Raw genomic sequence first — 14,485 nt, forward strand, 5'->3', positions numbered from 1 at the left:
TTCGCCTTATTTAGCATTATTATAGGCTCGCTTCCCCTGGCCCCTCTACTCGCCGATTTTCACTTTTGATTATCCGATTTGGATAAGGTATGCCGCTCTCTGTATTCCTGGGGAGTAATGCCGGTCTCCTTCTTGAAAAAGCGGTAGAAGGATTGCTCCGTCATAAAGCCGACCGCTTTCGAAATGTCCTGCACAATCAGACTGCCGCCCTCCAGCAGCTTCTGGGCTTCCGCCAACCGGGAGGAAGCCACGTAATCCGGCAACGACTGGCCCGTTAAACGCTTATACAACCGGGTCAAGTAATACGGATTGTAGCCGACGACATCACCGATCCGGGTCAGTGAGAGATCGCCGGCCAAATGGTGCTCTACGTATAACCGGACGCGGGTAATCAAATCATGCTCGCGGTAGACCTGGTCATCTTGCTTTTGTTCAAACAGCTGCATGGCCAGCGCCGATAAATAATCTTCCGCGCTCTCCCAGGAAGGGTGGGCCTCATATCTTGTAAGCTTGTCCAAATCCATGGACTCTCCGATGACCTCATGCAGTTCCCAGCGGTTCATATAAGACAGCAACAAACACATGAGCGAATAGTAGATCTCCAGCTTCAGCCGGTTGTCGGTGCCGCGCGCAGGGGAGGCCAACGCTGCCAGCTTGCCGAATTCGAGAAAAAAATGCTCCTGCTGTCCGTTGTCCAAATAAGCCGCCATGGCTCCCAGCTTCCCCAACTGGCTGCTAATTTCATGATTGTGCAGCTCTGCCTGCTGCGCCTCTTCTCCGGCTTCCTTGCGCTGTTCGATCAGGACAAGCTCCTTGCCCATGCCAAGTCCCCGTCCCAGCAGCGCCTTCAGGGTGCTGAACTGCCGGGGCGCCTCCTCCCAGGGGCGAAATGCTGCACCGGCCGAGAACGACAGCCGCAGCTTCAGCAGCCGCTTGCAGCTCATGGCGATCGTCTCAAGCGTCCCATGGATGAACCGGAGCGCCCGCTCCCTGTCCTCCGGAGCATCTGCCATAGGCTGCAGCAGCCACAGCAGCTTGTTCTTCTCATAACGCAGACTGAGGCAGCGCACGGAGGGGAGCCAATATTCTTCGGCAATATTCCGGATAGCGTACAGCATCAGCTCCCTGTCTGCTACACTAAGCTCGTCCCGCCAATCGTCCACACGCCCGATCGTGAGCAGCACGCCGCGGGCAGCATCCAGCGGGCATTCCAGCTCCTGGAATTTATGTGCAAGCTGGCTTACGCCCGGGCTATCCCCCTGCATCAGCTCCAGCAAATAATCACCCAGCAGCAGCGGACGGACAAGCTGCAGCTGCCGGTGCGCGCGCTCGATCAGCTCCTCTGCTTCCACCGCCGCATATAGCTGCGCAGCGGCCTGCTCCACAGCGCGAAGAATCGCTTCCTCGCCTTCTGTCTTTAACAGATAGTCCACCCCGCCGCCGCGCATGACTTGCTGTATATAATCAAATTCGTTATATCCGCTCAAAAAAATAATTTTGCACCACGGCCAGTAACGTCTGATTTCCTGCTGCAGCTCAAGCCCGTCCATTCCCGGCATGCGGATATCGGACAATACAATATCGAACTTCATCTTCCCCAGCTGCTCCAGTGCCTCCGCAGCGGAATACGCACCGTATACCTCCAGCTCCAGCTTGTCCCAGTGCCCGAACAGATCAAGCAGGTTCCGTACAATCCACCGTTCATTATCGACAATCAGCAGTCTGATCATGGCTGTCTCCCTTCTTCCCGTCTTATCATCAGCAGCACCTTCAATCCGCCCAGTTCACTGCGTGATACTTCAATTCCGAACGCCGGACCATAATTCAACTGAAGCCGGCGGTGCACATTCAGGATTCCTGTCATCTCCATCGCTTCTTCAGCAAGGGCCAGTGTTCTGCGCAGCGCATCCAGCTCTCCGTCATCCAGCGATTCTCCGTTGTCTTCCACCCCGATGACCAGCCGGTCCGCCCCTTCCTCCCGGAAGGTTACCCGCAGCATCCCTTCTGCCAGCTTGTTCTCCAGCCCGTGGGCATAAGCATTCTCAATTAATGGCTGGACAATGAGCCGAGGCACCATGGAAGCCTCCCACCCCTGCGGTATGGGCTCCAGTTCGGCTGTGACCGTACCGGCGAAACGTATATTCTGAATCTCCACATAAGACCATGCGTGCTTCATCTCTGCAAGCAGACTGACCTGCTCCGCTCCACTACGTGTAATAAATTGAAAATAGCCGCTGAGATGGTGAAGCATCCGCTCGGCTACTTCATGTTCCCTCATACGAACGAGACCCTGCAGAATGAAGAAGGTGTTGTAGAAAAAATGGGGGTTAATCTGCGATTGCAATTGCTTAAGCTCGGATTGCTGGGATCTGATCTGCTGCTCATACACCTCATGAATCAACTCCTGAATCCGCTCCAGCATATGGTTGAAGTGGTTATATACATAATTGAATTCATCCTGATTGCCATGATAGAGCCTGACACTCAGATCACCCATCTCCACTCTCCGGAAGGAAGTAATCAGCCGCCTCATCGGCTTATGAATAAACCTGTATATCCAGTAAGAGAACACTACGGCGAGCAGCAAAGCGACCAGCGACTCTCCCCAAATCCAGTTGCGATGCTTGTTCAGCGGCTCCAGCACCGTCTCCGCAGGGACAAACACGGCCAAAGTCGTTCCCAGCAGCGGTGAAAATTCACTGGCTCCGAAATAGTCAATGCCTGCCGACTCCAGCCGGTATTGGCCGGACTCGCCACTGTCGTTGAGTAGCTCCCCGCGGAGAGCTTCCCCGAACGCAGCCAGCAGCGAGTCCTCCACACCGGAGGCAATCTGCCACTGGCCGCCGGTGTCCATCCATAGAGCTCCGCCGCCCTCCCCCTCGGCCATGCTGGAGAGTGAGCGGAGAATCTCCGGGCGTGACAGCTGAATTTCGATGGCCAGCACAGGCGGCCGGCCGGCGTACACCGCATCGGGATAGACGCCACTCATTAGCAGCTTCTCGCCCATGCCGAAGATCGGTGATTTCATGTGGGCCGGGTTCAGAATGTCCTCCAGTTCTTCAGGCGGCATCGCACTGTCGAAATTGTTGGCATTGATGCTTCGGTCCAGGGAAGGAATATACAGCTTAACGTTCTCCACGAACGGGCTGGAGCTTTTGAGCAAATATAATTTGCTCTTGGCGGATAACAAGGCACGGGTCCGTTCATAATCGTTCAACTGGTTCGGAACCGTCGCCAGCAAGAGCAAATCATCGTCATTGACATACTCCAGCTTCAGCCGCGTCAGCCGTGTCAGCTCTGTCTCCAGCGAAGTCAGATAGAAGTGGACACGGCTGGCCATGGATTCCGAGATTTGCTTCTGGACAACCTCCTGTCCGGATTGATTCATGACCAGCCCCCACAGGTAGAGCGGAATAATGACAAGCAAGAAAGCCATAACAAGTTTGGGATAAATTGAAAGCGTTCTCATATATCTGATCAACAGCATCTCTCTCCTTCCACAAGCCTCCCCTGTAGTCCCATCATACCTCTGCAGCAGGCCCTTAAACAATAATAAAGAGAGGCGGTTAGCCTCTCACATTTCAAGCAGAAATTGTATGGTTTTGTCCTCGAAGCCCGGCAGCCGTTCATGAATGAAGTCGGGATAGATCTCCAGTTTCTTCTCGCAGCGGATTCGGTTGTAGGCGGCGAATTGCGTCGAAGGCGGACACACCGTATCCAGCAATCCCACACCCATCATCACCTTACCGCTGATCCGGTCCGCCAGGTGTTGAACATCAATATAGCCGAGCCGTTCAAAAATCTCATCCTCCCGCAGGTGCTGGGGATCGCGGTGACGGAAAAACGTCCGCAGTTCCTCGTAAGCATCTCGGGCCAGGTCCATTTCCCATACCCGTTTATAATCACACAGGAACGGAACACTGGGTGCAGCCCGGTTGATCCGCGGCTCAAGCGCCGCACAGGCCAGCGCCAGCCCCCCTCCCTGCGATCCGCCGATTGCACCGACGCGGGCGGCATCCACTTCCGGCATGTCCATTACAATTCCGGCGAGCTGTGCCGCATCAAGATAGATCTGCCGGAACAGCAGCCGTTCGGGCGCATCATCCAGTCCGCGAATCAGGTGCCCTTTATGTGTGGTTCCTTTGACCCCGCCAACATCTTCGGACAGTCCTCCCTGGCCTCTGCAATCCAAAGTGGCTATAGTAAAGCCCAAGGAAGCATAGATTAGCTTGTCGGCCCAGTCATCCGAATGGTGGGCGTACCCATGGAACTGCACTACCGCCGGGTGCGGACCTGCAACATGCTTCGGCTTGACCAGCTTCGCATGGATACGCGCTCCGCCTGTCCCCGTGAAATACAAATGGAAGCATTCGGCGAACGGAACCTGAAACCCGCTTCTCACCAGTTCCACACGGGCATCCGTATTTCTCATCTCTTGCAGTGCTTGTTCCCAATAAGCCTCGAAGTTGGCCGGACGGGGATTACGTCCCTCATACGTTAATAATTGTTCTAACGGCATATCGACTAGCGGCATTAATAAGCACCTCCGTCTCTCTTGGTTTGTGTGTCCTATATCAAATACAGTACAATGTTGCCAGTAACGCAGATCCACCGGAAGAAGAGGAGGCCGCACCATGAGCTTGTTGTTCAACCTGCCGGACGTCAAGGAATTGCTGCGCAATTTCTATACATTGACCGGTATCCGCACCGTGATTTTCGACAATTCCTTCACTGAGCTGGCTGCTTATCCCACCCGCCATTCGACATATTGCCACATCATCCGCAGCGATCCGCGTGCGGAGGCCCAGTGCATCCTCTGCGACCAGGCAGCCTGCACCCAAGTGAAAAAGGAAAAGACTCTGTACACCTATCAATGCCATGCCGGACTTACCGAAACGGTGGTTCCTATTCAAACGGACAATCAGGTCATCGGATATATTATGTTCGGCCAATTGCTGCAGACCGGGTCCCGTGATGAGTTATGGGAGAAGGTCTGTGAGAATATAAGCCCCTATAATGTGGATATGAATAAACTGTACAGCGCCTTCCAGCGCAAAAAATACATCTCCAAGGAAGTCATTGATGCTTACGCCAAAACCATGGAGATGAGCGCCAGCTACCTGTATCTATCCCGGATGCTGGTGCTGAAGGAGGATACGCTGGCACAAAAGATCGACGGTTATATTACAGAGCATATCCAGGAACCGCTGTCCGTTCCCGTTCTGTGCAAAGCATTCAGCATCAGCAAATCCCATCTCTACAAGCTCTCGGAGCAGAACTTTGGCATGGGCATCGCGGAATATATCCGTAGCCTCCGTATCCAAATGGCCAAAAGGCTGCTGGGTGACACCGACAGTCCGATTTACGAAATTGCGGAGCAGGTCGGCATTCCCGATTATAATTACTTTACCAAAGCCTTCAAAAAGGTCACCGGCACATTGCCCAGCGTCTACCGCAAAGAAAACACTTTACAAGGACGCACTCCGGGCCGATTCTGACGGCACCTGGTTGAAAGCGTATACAGCAGAGATGGCAGCTTCCGGCACCAGCCTCTTGTTATCACCCCCGGCTTCTAGCAATTCTGCCCTGCTCTGTGCTGATCTTATCATCCCGTCCCTGGACCAAAATAGTAATAATCGTTTGAATTAATAGTCATTTTGTTCTCAAAGGTGTGTACTATAGACAGCGCGCCTGGCTTGTCAGGAGACAAAAAAAAACCGGCATTCGCCGGCTCTTACTTAAATCCAAGCGCGAAGGTTCACCTGCTTGATGAAATCCGCCTGGGACAAACTCTCTGGGGATGCAGCCTCTATCTCTTCGACCTCAACTTCTTCGCCGTTCATCAGATGATGGAACAGCTTCTCATTGTACGTTGACAATGCATAATCTATCAGCGCTTCGTGCGTGGCTCTTTCAGCTTCTAGTACCAGCAATTGTTCTTCGGCCTCAATATCCTCTGCTGTAACATAGAAATTTCTATTGGCCTCGGGAACACGAATGACATAATCAAACGCATTATCCGGATTGCGGTCGTAAGCTATAAGGTAACCATAGTCTCCGATAGGAAGACTCTGCTCAAAAGCGTCCGCGACAATGACAATCTTCTCTCCTAAACGCAGCATCGTCCTACCTCCTGACTAAAATCTATAATTGGATTTTGCTTGTTTCCACAGTCTACTAAAAAAAGATAGAGCTGTCCAGCCGCAGGAGGTCAGGATAATGGATTGTTCACAGAAAACACTCTGAAAATTGTTGAAAATCCGCTATTCTCTTACAAAGTCTTCTAAACTGGAAATTTATTCCTTACAGGAGCGGTTCGCCGCTGCCTTCTGCTTCCTTCTATCTGGGCGGACCACAAACAGCAGGTAACAAACGGTGGGAGCCGGCGCACCTGTAAGCCCCCATATTCCCCAGAGCCAGGCGCTCTTCCCCTTGCCTCTGTCCTGAGCATCGCGGAACAGCCAGGTTCCCTGCAGCAGCAGTACAGCCGCTAACAGCATCCAGAGCCAGACAGGTATTTCCTGTAATTCCTTCACGCTTAGGACTCCTTCCGCCGCAGCCGCAGCCGCCTTGCTCCCAGGCTGCCAAGCGCTGTCAGGAGAAAGAGCGCCTGCAGACTCCAATACAGCACCGGGGCTGAGCTTAGCGTAGCTATCACGATACCAAGCAGAACAAGAGCAAGCAGAAGGAACAGCAGCAGTTCCTTACGGCGGCGCCGGCGGCGCTCGACAGCTTCAGCGGCAATAAGCTGCTCCAGCTCCGGCAATGACGGAATGGAGACATCGGCATATTGCATATCCAGATTCTCCAGCTCCGCTGACAGCTTATTCAGCAGTTCTTCATCACTGTTAAACCTCATCCTCATTCAGCTCCTTCCGCAGGTGGGCAAGTCCGGCTGCTACCCGGGATTTGACCGTTCCTGAAGGGATCTCCAGCATCTCGCCGATCTCATCGTAACCATACCCGTAATAATGCTTCAGCAGTACAGCCATTCTCTGGGCAGAGGACAGACGCGACAAGGCGTCAAGCACATCACTCCATTCCAGATTGCGGCTCTCAAATCTCCAGCGGACTCTGCGGATGCCCTGTTCCTGTGCCTGCTCCTGCTGCCACTTCGCCTCACGCTTCCAGCGCCGCTTGCGGTCGATATACAGCCGGCTCGCAATCGTAATCAGCCATGAAGAAAAAGCAGACGAACCATTGTAAGTCCTGATCTTCTCCATACATCTGACTATCGTATCCTGGGCGATCTCTTCCGCAAGCAAAGGGTCCAAGGTCGCCTTAATTAGATACTTGTACAGGAAGGGATAATGCTCACGCAGCAGCACGGCCAGCGCAGCAGCATCCCCCTGCTGCGCCTGGCTGATCTTCTCCAGCATCCCGTCGCCCATAGCCCCTCCCCTGATTTCTTCTATCACAGCTGTAATACGTTTATGTAGTCGTTATCGTTCATTCACGGTCAGACTGATTCTGCAGCTCCCATAGCTTGCGTCTCCACGGCTGAATCTTGCCCTTGCCCCGGGGGAAATTCCAGAACAGGGTGTACTTATTATCACTCTTCCCTGCCGTATCATACACTTCATTCCGCTCCGCTACACACGGGTCCGCCACTTCCCATTCTCCATAGTCCAGCTGGCAATGCATATCTTCCTTCATGATGTTTCCCCCTAATTTAGTTAAAATATCTAAACACAAAAAAGAACGCAAACCGGGATTAGTCCACAGCCTGCGTGCTTCGCGAGGTAAATGTTACATTTAATTAACCATATTGTAGCAACTCTGTATCCGCTTGTCCATCTCTATTTTATCGGTTTATGTCAGGATAAGCCTGAAGATGTCGTTACATAGCAAGTGGAAACTGCACGTTCCTCTCAAGGACGGTACAGTTTCAGAGAAATTCTTATACTTGGACGTAAGGGTTATGGAGCTTCTCATATCCGATTGAGGTGCGCGGGCCATGTCCGGGATAGACTTTCACTTCTTCATCCAGCCGGTACAGCTTGCCGCGGATCGAATCGAACAGATCACGCTCTCTGCCGCCCGGCAGATCGGTACGTCCGACTCCCATTTTGAACAATACATCGCCGGAAAATAAATCATTGCCGCACAGAAAGCTGACGCTTCCCGGGGAATGCCCGGGCGTATGCAGCACCCGGAAAGTCAGTCCGAGCAGGTTCAGCACCTGGCCTTCCGCCAGATCGTATTCTGCCGGATCTGTGCTGACAGGCGGGGTAGTATCAGGCCACATCAGCGAGCCGTTCAGCTTCGGGCTGCCCAGCCACTCGCTCTCCAAAGGATGAAGATATACCGGGCATTTCTTGGCTTTGCGGACCTCATCCAGCCCGGCAATATGGTCGAAATGGGCATGGGTCAGCAGAATCGCCTCTATCTCCATACCTTCAGCAGCACGGAGAAGTGCGGCCGGGTTCGCGCCCGGATCAATAATCACACCCTTAGCCGGATCTGCCCCTGTTAGAAGATAAGCATTGGTCTGGAGTGCCCCCAGATTATAAGAACGAATATTCAGCATCGGCATTAGAATCCGGAGATCAGGCTGCGCAGCTCTTTGACAATAACTGCGTGTGATTCCGTTCCTTCTCCGTAGGCTTGCCCCATAGCTTTGCGCACTTCGGTAATTTTGCTGTCATAATCCGCAGCTTCACGGTCCGGGTTCTCCCGTTTGAATTCTCTCATCAGTGACTGCACATGCTCGGGACGCGGTCCCCAATGGCCCAGCACATAGCCGCCGGTATCGGCAAAGATCACAACAGGCACGGAACGTCCGCCCATGGTCAGGAAGTTGTCCATCAGATCCAGGTTTTCTTCCAGAATCAATACTTCAGTCTTCATGCCAGCCGTCTCCAAAATCCGGAATACAACAGGGACATTACGGACGACATCTCCGCACCAGTCGGCAGCCAGAATCAGCACACGCAGATCATCCCGGTGATTCAGGCTCTCGAAATATTCGCGGTCACTCTCGTCTTCCCAGGTGAACTTCTCATACCAGGATTCAAAGGCCTGCTGGTTCTTCGTCATGCCTTCCACGAACTGGCGCGGAGTCAGGCCTTGGCCAAATTTGGAGGCTACATTCTGCTTCATACTGCACTACCCTTCTTCTTGGATTTGTACCACTTGAACAGGAAATACAGAACAATGACCGCAATAGCGCCAAGAATAATCTCATGGGTATACTTGGCTGCGACCTCATCAATGGTCTTCCACTTGTCTCCGAGCGTGTACCCCAGATATACAAACAATGCGCTCCACGGAATCACTGCAAGTGTAGTCAAAAAAGTGAACTTACCCAGCGGCATGCGGGAGATCCCGGCTGGAACGGATATCGCATGGCGGACAACCGGAATAAAGCGGGCCGTAAAGATTACACCGGTCCCGTACTTTTGAAACCATTCTTCGGAGTGATCAATGTGTTTTTTGGAGATAAAAATATACTTCCCGTATTTCTCCAGCACAGGCCTGCCGCCATAACGGCCGATCCAATAGACAAAGATCTGGGCAATGACTCCCCCCACTGTACCAAATAGAACAGCGCCGAAATAATTAATATCGCCTTGGGAGACCAAATAACCGCCAAAAGCCAGCACAATCTCACTTGGAATGACTTCGATCATCAGGCCGATCATAATCCCAAAGTAACCCAGGGACTGAATCCATTCAAACAACTGCGAAATGATATCAGATATAAAATGCAACTGCAGCTCTCCTCCCGTGTATTGCGTAATCAGCCCGGTACTCTGCTGGCAGAATCCAAAGCCTCGTCCGCTCTATGTATCCAGCTTCTCCTAGCCTATTCTAGCATATGCAGGCTTACGACTTCTACTTATGGGAAATAGCATTAGAGCTTCACGGTACTTGAAGAGTGCTCGGCTGGTTTCTGGAATTGACGGGTACGGGCAAACGGGAACCCCACTCTGACACGGAGGGTGAATCATGATGAAGGATTTCAAATGGAAATGGCAGGACACGCTGATTGTAATCTTGCTGTCCGTGATCGGAAAGTTCATGCCGAAGATCAGGGACAACTACTTCACGGGTGTCCGTTACTCTTGGCTGATCTCACGGAGAATTAAGGCCTGAGGCCCTGCTCATAACTTCATCTCTAGTGAGTGCTGCAGGCTCCTTAACCGAAGGGATACTGCTTCGGCTTGCGGATAGATTACGAAGCTCCGGTCATTATGCTGCTGCCCTCTGCTGTACTCCTGGCTGGCAAGCAGCCTGTATTGCCGCAGCAGCTCCAGCCCGGCGGTTGCGCTGTCTGCCGCCCTGTGTCTGTCCCCTTCCGCGAAGCTCCGCTCGCCCAGATTAAGCATGCCCTTCAATGCCGCCAGACGTTTGGCGGCATTGAACTTATCCGCCTGCAAACTGCGGCGGACCCAGTACAGCGCCTCGCCCGGATCGCTGCCCTGCAAATACCGTGCGGCAAGCTCCCAGTGAAGGGCTGCATCTCCCGGGGAGAACTGCAAACTGTGCAGCAGCAGGTCAATCCCCTGCTCCTGGCCGAGCAGCCGTGATAAAGTGACAGCCGTCATCGGCTCTCTGGGATTCCACTTCAGCGATTGCTGTAACAGCGCTAGTTGTGACGCGGGACCATGTGCGCGGATAGCCTGCTTGTACAAAGATTCTCCTCTAAAGCCCTGATAAGAAATGCTGCTGAACATGAAGGCCAGTCCGCAAAGAACTGTCATTCCTGCATAGGTCCATGACCGCTGCAGCAGCATTCGTTGCCGGGCAAGGGGTGTGCAGAGGTTATATGCATTCCGGTTGAGGGAACGGCCCTGGAATGAAACAGAAGCATCTGGAACTCCCGGTTCCATACCAGGCCGTTCAGCAGCAAACGTATCAGCGGGGTAGACTGGCTTACCTGTTGCTTCTGCAAGTGCCCGTGCAGGCAGCAGGAACAGCAGCAGCCAGAGCAGGCCATAACTCCAGTCGAAATCGACTGCGCTATGCAGGATTAGAACCAGCAGAGGCGGCAACAGGCGCGGGGATGCCTTGACTACCAGCCAGCCTGCCGCCAGCAGCAGCAGGAGGACGGCCGCCAGACCTGCGATCCCCAGATTCAGCAGGATGTCGAGATAGCCGCTGTGCACCTGGCTGCCTACATAGGGGCGGGACTGGGCGGCGAGGTACGAATGCCGCCAGGTCTCACCCCCGCGCCCCAGCCAGGGCGCCTCCGCCGCGAGCTTCCAGGCATCGCGGTAGAACAGTGCGCGCGCGTCAGCCGTCGGTGACGAACCGGTAATCCGCGCGCGTACCAGCAGGAGGACGGCGCTGCCCGCCGCCGTCCAGGCCCCCGCCGCCAGCGCCAGCAGGGCGGCGGGGTGCTTGCCCGCCGCGCGGCTGACGCGGCGGTGCAGCCATAGGCCGGCCAGCCACGCGCCGGCCCAGAGCCCGGCCAGCAGCAGCAGGCCGGGCATTGGCTCTGCCGCCAGCCCGGAGCGGGCCAGCTGGCGGTAGAGCAGCGCCGCCGCTGCCGCGGGCGCGGCGCCGGTGATGAGAAGCGGCACGAACAGCTGCCGCTTCCAGAGAAGGGCTGCGGCACCGGCGGCAGCCGCAGCCAGCCATGCGCCGCGCGACTCGCTGAGCAGCAGCGCGGCGGCGTACGGGAACAGCGGCAGCAGGCGCGCCGCTGTCCGCATTAGCTCTGCGGTCCGGCGCCACGCGCGCTCCGCTCTGCCAGCTATAGCGGTCTCACCCGCGCTGCTTACCGCTTCACCCTCCGCTTCACCGCTAGCTATGTTCTCCTGCTCCACTCTGCTTACCGCTCCACGGGATGCTCCGTCCTCTCCCTCTGTGCCCTCTTCTCTGCGTACGGTTCCCGAAGGGCCCGTCAGCCTGAAGCCATACGCCGCAGCGAATAATCTTTCCAGCAGATACACAGCCATCACCGCGCCAAAGGCATTCGGATACTGGAGCAGCCCGGCCAGCCGGGCACCGGTAGCACTGACCTCCGGCGACTGGCTGTAGGCTACAGAGTAGGGAATCGGTAGTCCTCCACATACCGCCAATAAGGCAGACAGGCTGATCACGAGGCCCAGCAGATGCCAGACCGCGGCAAGAAGAGCTCCTCCCCGACGCGTTCCCGCCGCAAGTACAGCGAATAGAGCAAAGCTGGCGTAGAATCCCCAGCGCAGCAATTCATTCCATGTTCCCTGCGAGGATAGGGGGCCACGGAGAGCATGAACTGCATATAGAATACAGATGACCATGCAGCAGCCCGGCAACAACCATACAATCGCTTTTAACCTCCTAACTCTGCTCACGCTGCCATCCAACACTCGCCCGCTCCCTGACACTGCCTCAACTGCTGCCCGCGTCATCGCGGCCCTCCCGGCACGATCTGCCACCAACCGCCCACTCCCGGCTAACCTCTCAGCTTCAGCTATTCCCCTCTTTACGGGACCTCCAGTCTCTCCCTTCACACTCCCTCCGGCCAGTGCCCGTACGGTCTCCCCCTTCCCTGCCAGCTTCCCCTTCAGCTTCAGCTTCCGCATTTCCCAGCTGGAGGCAGCATAGAGGACAAGCCCTCCTAAGGTAAGAACTCCGCACAGCGCATACCATCCAGTCAAGAAGAGATACATTTCCCCTACAAAAAAGAATCCCCGCAGCATACAGGCCGCAGCCCCCGCTGCTATCAGTGCCAAACCGCAACCCAGCGTGACCGCCATTCCCCCGTATTGCCGAAACCGATTGATCTGCATTCCTAAATCTCCTATTCCTCTTGTTGCTTACAGTCTGCCCATATCTATAGCAATGCAAAAGAAAATGGCTATATAAACCGCATTTAAGCGTCTATGATTGGAGAAATAAACGCTTAAGGGAGATAAACACATTGGGGGAGATAACGCTTAAGAGAAGGACTCGTAGTCAGGCAGGATAAGTCAACGTGACTATTCAAAATGTTGCAAGTATTGCAGCTTTGATTCAGATATACCCGGGTGTCCAGATGGATTGTTGCACAAAATACAAGAATAGTTCCATAAACCGGCTTAGGGGAGTGGAAATGCTGCATTTTGTGCAACAACCCCAACCAGAGGGCGGCGTAGTGAAGGAAATGCTGCATTTTGTGCAACAATCCCGATCAGGTGGCGGCGTAATGACGGAGATGCTGCATTTGAGGCAGGATTTCAAATAGAATTTTAAATAGGATTTTAATTTGAGCATCACATTGAGCATTCACACAAAAAAACAGCCGCCCCCATAGGGAGCAGCCGTTCTGTCACACACTGAACTATTAAGCTGGTTAATTAAGCTCCGTCTTCCCGTCGGGCAGCAGATCAGAGCAGACGCGCTCCAGATAAGGCTTGGCACCAAGAAAATCGCGGAAAGCGGTATACTCGCGCCATTTGGCGGCGTTGTCGCCGCTGTCGCTGCGCACGGCACGTATCAGAATGTTCTTCGGCGTATGCTCCATGTCGATGAATTCCAGCAGCTGGCTGCGGTAGCCCATCAGGTCCAGCAGCTTGGCCCGGATTGCATCCGTAGCCAGGGCCGAGAACCGTTCCTTCAGGATGCCGTGTGACAGCAGCGGACTTAGTACATCACTCTGCACCTGCGCGAACAACTCATGCTGGCAGCAGGGCACCGAGAGGATGACCGATGCGCCCCAGCGTACCGCTTTCTCCAGAGCGGCATCTGTTGCTGTATCACAGGCATGCAGAGTTACGACCATGTCGACCTGATCGAGTTCATTGTAGTCGGCGATGTCACCGACCAGGAAACGCAGACGGTCATAGCCCAGCTTGGCAGCGAGCGCACCGCAATGCTCAATGACGTCCGCCTTCAGGTCAAGACCGACTATATTCAGCTCCCGCTGCTCACGGACGGCCAGATAATGATACAGGGCAAAGGTCAAATAGGATTTGCCGCAGCCAAAATCAACAATCGTCAGCGGACGTCCTGTCGGCAGATCGCCGAGCACATCCTGGACCATCTCCAGGAACCGGTTGATCTGGCGGAACTTGTCATACTTCTTGGCCAGCACCTTGCCTTCGCTGTTCATAATGCCAAGCTCCACCAGAAACGGCACCGGCTCGCCCTCGTCCAGTACATACTGCTTCCGGCGGTTATGGGCCAGATCCGGAGCTTCCTGTTTGCTGGCTGATTTGGTCAGAATGGACACCTTGTATTTTTTGCTGATCAGCACCTGGTAGTCGGCACTGGCGGTACACAGCAGGCCTTGGCGGAAGGTCTCCCGCAGCAAAGACAGCATTTCTTCTGCGGCATTCTCTGCGGGAATGTTGCGGTGTTCCACCTTGGGGCCGATATAGTAGGCAAACTGATAATGCAGCTTCCCTTTTAACTCAACAGGTTTGATCTGTACTTTACTGTAGGCGGTCTCGCCCTTGCTGCGCAGCTGGCTTAAAGTAGCTGTAATCAGCGTACGGCCGGTAATCACTTGCTCGATCAATTCTTTCAAAGCTTCCACTGGGTACATCCCACTTTCGGGTTTATAAAATAGAGC

16 protein-coding genes are annotated in these 14,485 nt (G+C 54.3%); 3 read left to right on the forward strand and 13 right to left on the reverse strand.

Translation table 11 applies throughout. The features are described from left to right. Window positions 1-59: 59 nt before the first annotated feature. The 3 genes from HQN87_RS27055 to HQN87_RS27065 all read right to left on the reverse strand — a co-directional run bounded on the left by HQN87_RS27055 (window position 60) and on the right by HQN87_RS27065 (window position 4,534). A complete protein-coding gene (locus HQN87_RS27055; protein WP_173139667.1) occupies window positions 60-1,730 on the reverse strand; it encodes a response regulator in 1,671 nt (556 codons plus the stop codon). Beyond that, window positions 1,727-3,436 (reverse strand): sensor histidine kinase, encoded by a 1,710-nt coding sequence (locus HQN87_RS27060; RefSeq protein WP_173139670.1) that lies wholly within the window; start codon window positions 3,434-3,436, stop codon window positions 1,727-1,729. The genes HQN87_RS27055 and HQN87_RS27060 overlap by 4 nt, the downstream gene beginning before the upstream one ends. A 138-nt stretch (window positions 3,437-3,574) precedes the next feature. Next, entirely contained in the window at window positions 3,575-4,534 is a 960-nt protein-coding gene (locus HQN87_RS27065; protein WP_173139672.1) for an acetylxylan esterase, read from the reverse strand. Between the two features lie 100 nt (window positions 4,535-4,634). Here HQN87_RS27065 and HQN87_RS27070 point away from each other — a divergent pair, with 100 nt between their 5' ends. Next, entirely contained in the window at window positions 4,635-5,498 is an 864-nt protein-coding gene (locus HQN87_RS27070) for a PocR ligand-binding domain-containing protein (RefSeq protein ID WP_173139674.1), read from the forward strand. A gap of 240 nt (window positions 5,499-5,738) precedes the next feature. Here the strand turns inward: HQN87_RS27070 and HQN87_RS27075 are convergent, their stop codons facing one another. The 8 genes from HQN87_RS27075 to uptA all read right to left on the reverse strand — a co-directional run bounded on the left by HQN87_RS27075 (window position 5,739) and on the right by uptA (window position 9,713). Next, window positions 5,739-6,122, reverse strand: a complete 384-nt coding sequence (locus HQN87_RS27075) for an ATPase (protein WP_173139676.1) — start codon at window positions 6,120-6,122, stop codon at window positions 5,739-5,741. Between the two features lie 174 nt (window positions 6,123-6,296). Then, window positions 6,297-6,536, reverse strand: coding sequence for a hypothetical protein (locus HQN87_RS27080; RefSeq protein WP_367272820.1), 240 nt, complete (start codon window positions 6,534-6,536; stop codon window positions 6,297-6,299). A 2-nt stretch (window positions 6,537-6,538) separates the two neighbouring features. After that, the gene (locus HQN87_RS27085) at window positions 6,539-6,859 is read right to left on the reverse strand and encodes a DUF5345 family protein (protein ID WP_173139678.1); all 321 of its coding nucleotides are present in this window, start codon (window positions 6,857-6,859) and stop codon (window positions 6,539-6,541) included. Next, complete coding sequence (sigY, locus tag HQN87_RS27090) at window positions 6,849-7,391, reverse strand: RNA polymerase sigma factor SigY (protein WP_173139681.1); 543 nt, start codon at window positions 7,389-7,391, stop codon at window positions 6,849-6,851. Before sigY ends, HQN87_RS27085 begins: the two co-directional genes overlap by 11 nt. A 58-nt stretch (window positions 7,392-7,449) precedes the next feature. Next, window positions 7,450-7,656, reverse strand: coding sequence for a hypothetical protein (locus HQN87_RS27095; RefSeq protein WP_173139683.1), 207 nt, complete (start codon window positions 7,654-7,656; stop codon window positions 7,450-7,452). Window positions 7,657-7,900: 244 nt separating this feature from the next. Further along, window positions 7,901-8,530: an MBL fold metallo-hydrolase gene (locus HQN87_RS27100; RefSeq protein WP_173139685.1), complete on the reverse strand. Its 630-nt coding sequence runs from the start codon at window positions 8,528-8,530 to the stop codon at window positions 7,901-7,903. 5 nt (window positions 8,531-8,535) lie between these two features. Continuing rightward, on the reverse strand, window positions 8,536-9,102 hold the full coding sequence (locus tag HQN87_RS27105) for a thioredoxin family protein (RefSeq protein ID WP_173139687.1): 567 nt from the start codon (window positions 9,100-9,102) through the stop codon (window positions 8,536-8,538). Beyond that, window positions 9,099-9,713: an undecaprenyl phosphate transporter UptA gene (gene uptA, locus HQN87_RS27110; protein ID WP_173139689.1), complete on the reverse strand. Its 615-nt coding sequence runs from the start codon at window positions 9,711-9,713 to the stop codon at window positions 9,099-9,101. Before uptA ends, HQN87_RS27105 begins: the two co-directional genes overlap by 4 nt. A gap of 238 nt (window positions 9,714-9,951) precedes the next feature. On the opposite strand from uptA, the gene HQN87_RS27115 reads away from it, so the two are divergent. After that, window positions 9,952-10,098 carry a hypothetical protein gene (locus tag HQN87_RS27115; protein ID WP_173139691.1) on the forward strand — a complete coding sequence of 49 codons (147 nt, stop codon included), beginning with the start codon at window positions 9,952-9,954 and terminating at the stop codon, window positions 10,096-10,098. Between the two features lie 8 nt (window positions 10,099-10,106). Here the strand turns inward: HQN87_RS27115 and HQN87_RS27120 are convergent, their stop codons facing one another. After that, complete coding sequence (locus HQN87_RS27120) at window positions 10,107-12,722, reverse strand: O-antigen ligase family protein (protein WP_254075693.1); 2,616 nt, start codon at window positions 12,720-12,722, stop codon at window positions 10,107-10,109. Window positions 12,723-12,907: 185 nt separating this feature from the next. Here HQN87_RS27120 and HQN87_RS27125 point away from each other — a divergent pair, with 185 nt between their 5' ends. Beyond that, window positions 12,908-13,156 (forward strand): hypothetical protein, encoded by a 249-nt coding sequence (locus tag HQN87_RS27125; RefSeq protein WP_173139693.1) that lies wholly within the window; start codon window positions 12,908-12,910, stop codon window positions 13,154-13,156. Between the two features lie 108 nt (window positions 13,157-13,264). Here the strand turns inward: HQN87_RS27125 and HQN87_RS27130 are convergent, their stop codons facing one another. Further along, window positions 13,265-14,458, reverse strand: a complete 1,194-nt coding sequence (locus tag HQN87_RS27130; RefSeq protein ID WP_173139695.1) for a class I SAM-dependent methyltransferase — start codon at window positions 14,456-14,458, stop codon at window positions 13,265-13,267. Window positions 14,459-14,485 lie beyond the last annotated feature (27 nt).

Origin of the sequence: Paenibacillus tritici, assembly GCF_013204885.1 — a bacterium.
GTDB classification, from domain to species: Bacteria; Bacillota; Bacilli; order Paenibacillales; family Paenibacillaceae; genus Paenibacillus_AQ; species Paenibacillus_AQ tritici.

Excerpts from the sequence above, each read along its gene's own strand:
- HQN87_RS27100 (WP_173139685.1), bottom strand. The coding sequence starts at position 8,530 with ATGCTGAATATTCGTTCTTATAATCTGGGGGCACTCCAGACCAATGCT.
- HQN87_RS27055 (WP_173139667.1), bottom strand. The coding sequence starts at position 1,730 with ATGATCAGACTGCTGATTGTCGATAATGAACGGTGGATTGTACGGAAC.
- sigY (WP_173139681.1), bottom strand. The coding sequence starts at position 7,391 with ATGGGCGACGGGATGCTGGAGAAGATCAGCCAGGCGCAGCAGGGGGAT.
- HQN87_RS27075 (WP_173139676.1), bottom strand. The coding sequence starts at position 6,122 with ATGCTGCGTTTAGGAGAGAAGATTGTCATTGTCGCGGACGCTTTTGAG.
- HQN87_RS27105 (WP_173139687.1), bottom strand. The coding sequence starts at position 9,102 with ATGAAGCAGAATGTAGCCTCCAAATTTGGCCAAGGCCTGACTCCGCGC.
- HQN87_RS27095 (WP_173139683.1), bottom strand. The coding sequence starts at position 7,656 with ATGAAGGAAGATATGCATTGCCAGCTGGACTATGGAGAATGGGAAGTG.
- HQN87_RS27120 (WP_254075693.1), bottom strand. The coding sequence starts at position 12,722 with ATGCAGATCAATCGGTTTCGGCAATACGGGGGAATGGCGGTCACGCTG.
- HQN87_RS27130 (WP_173139695.1), bottom strand. The coding sequence starts at position 14,458 with ATGTACCCAGTGGAAGCTTTGAAAGAATTGATCGAGCAAGTGATTACC.
- HQN87_RS27070 (WP_173139674.1), top strand. The coding sequence starts at position 4,635 with ATGAGCTTGTTGTTCAACCTGCCGGACGTCAAGGAATTGCTGCGCAAT.
- HQN87_RS27085 (WP_173139678.1), bottom strand. The coding sequence starts at position 6,859 with ATGAGGTTTAACAGTGATGAAGAACTGCTGAATAAGCTGTCAGCGGAG.
- HQN87_RS27065 (WP_173139672.1), bottom strand. The coding sequence starts at position 4,534 with ATGCCGCTAGTCGATATGCCGTTAGAACAATTATTAACGTATGAGGGA.
- HQN87_RS27115 (WP_173139691.1), top strand. The coding sequence starts at position 9,952 with ATGATGAAGGATTTCAAATGGAAATGGCAGGACACGCTGATTGTAATC.
- HQN87_RS27060 (WP_173139670.1), bottom strand. The coding sequence starts at position 3,436 with ATGGCTTTCTTGCTTGTCATTATTCCGCTCTACCTGTGGGGGCTGGTC.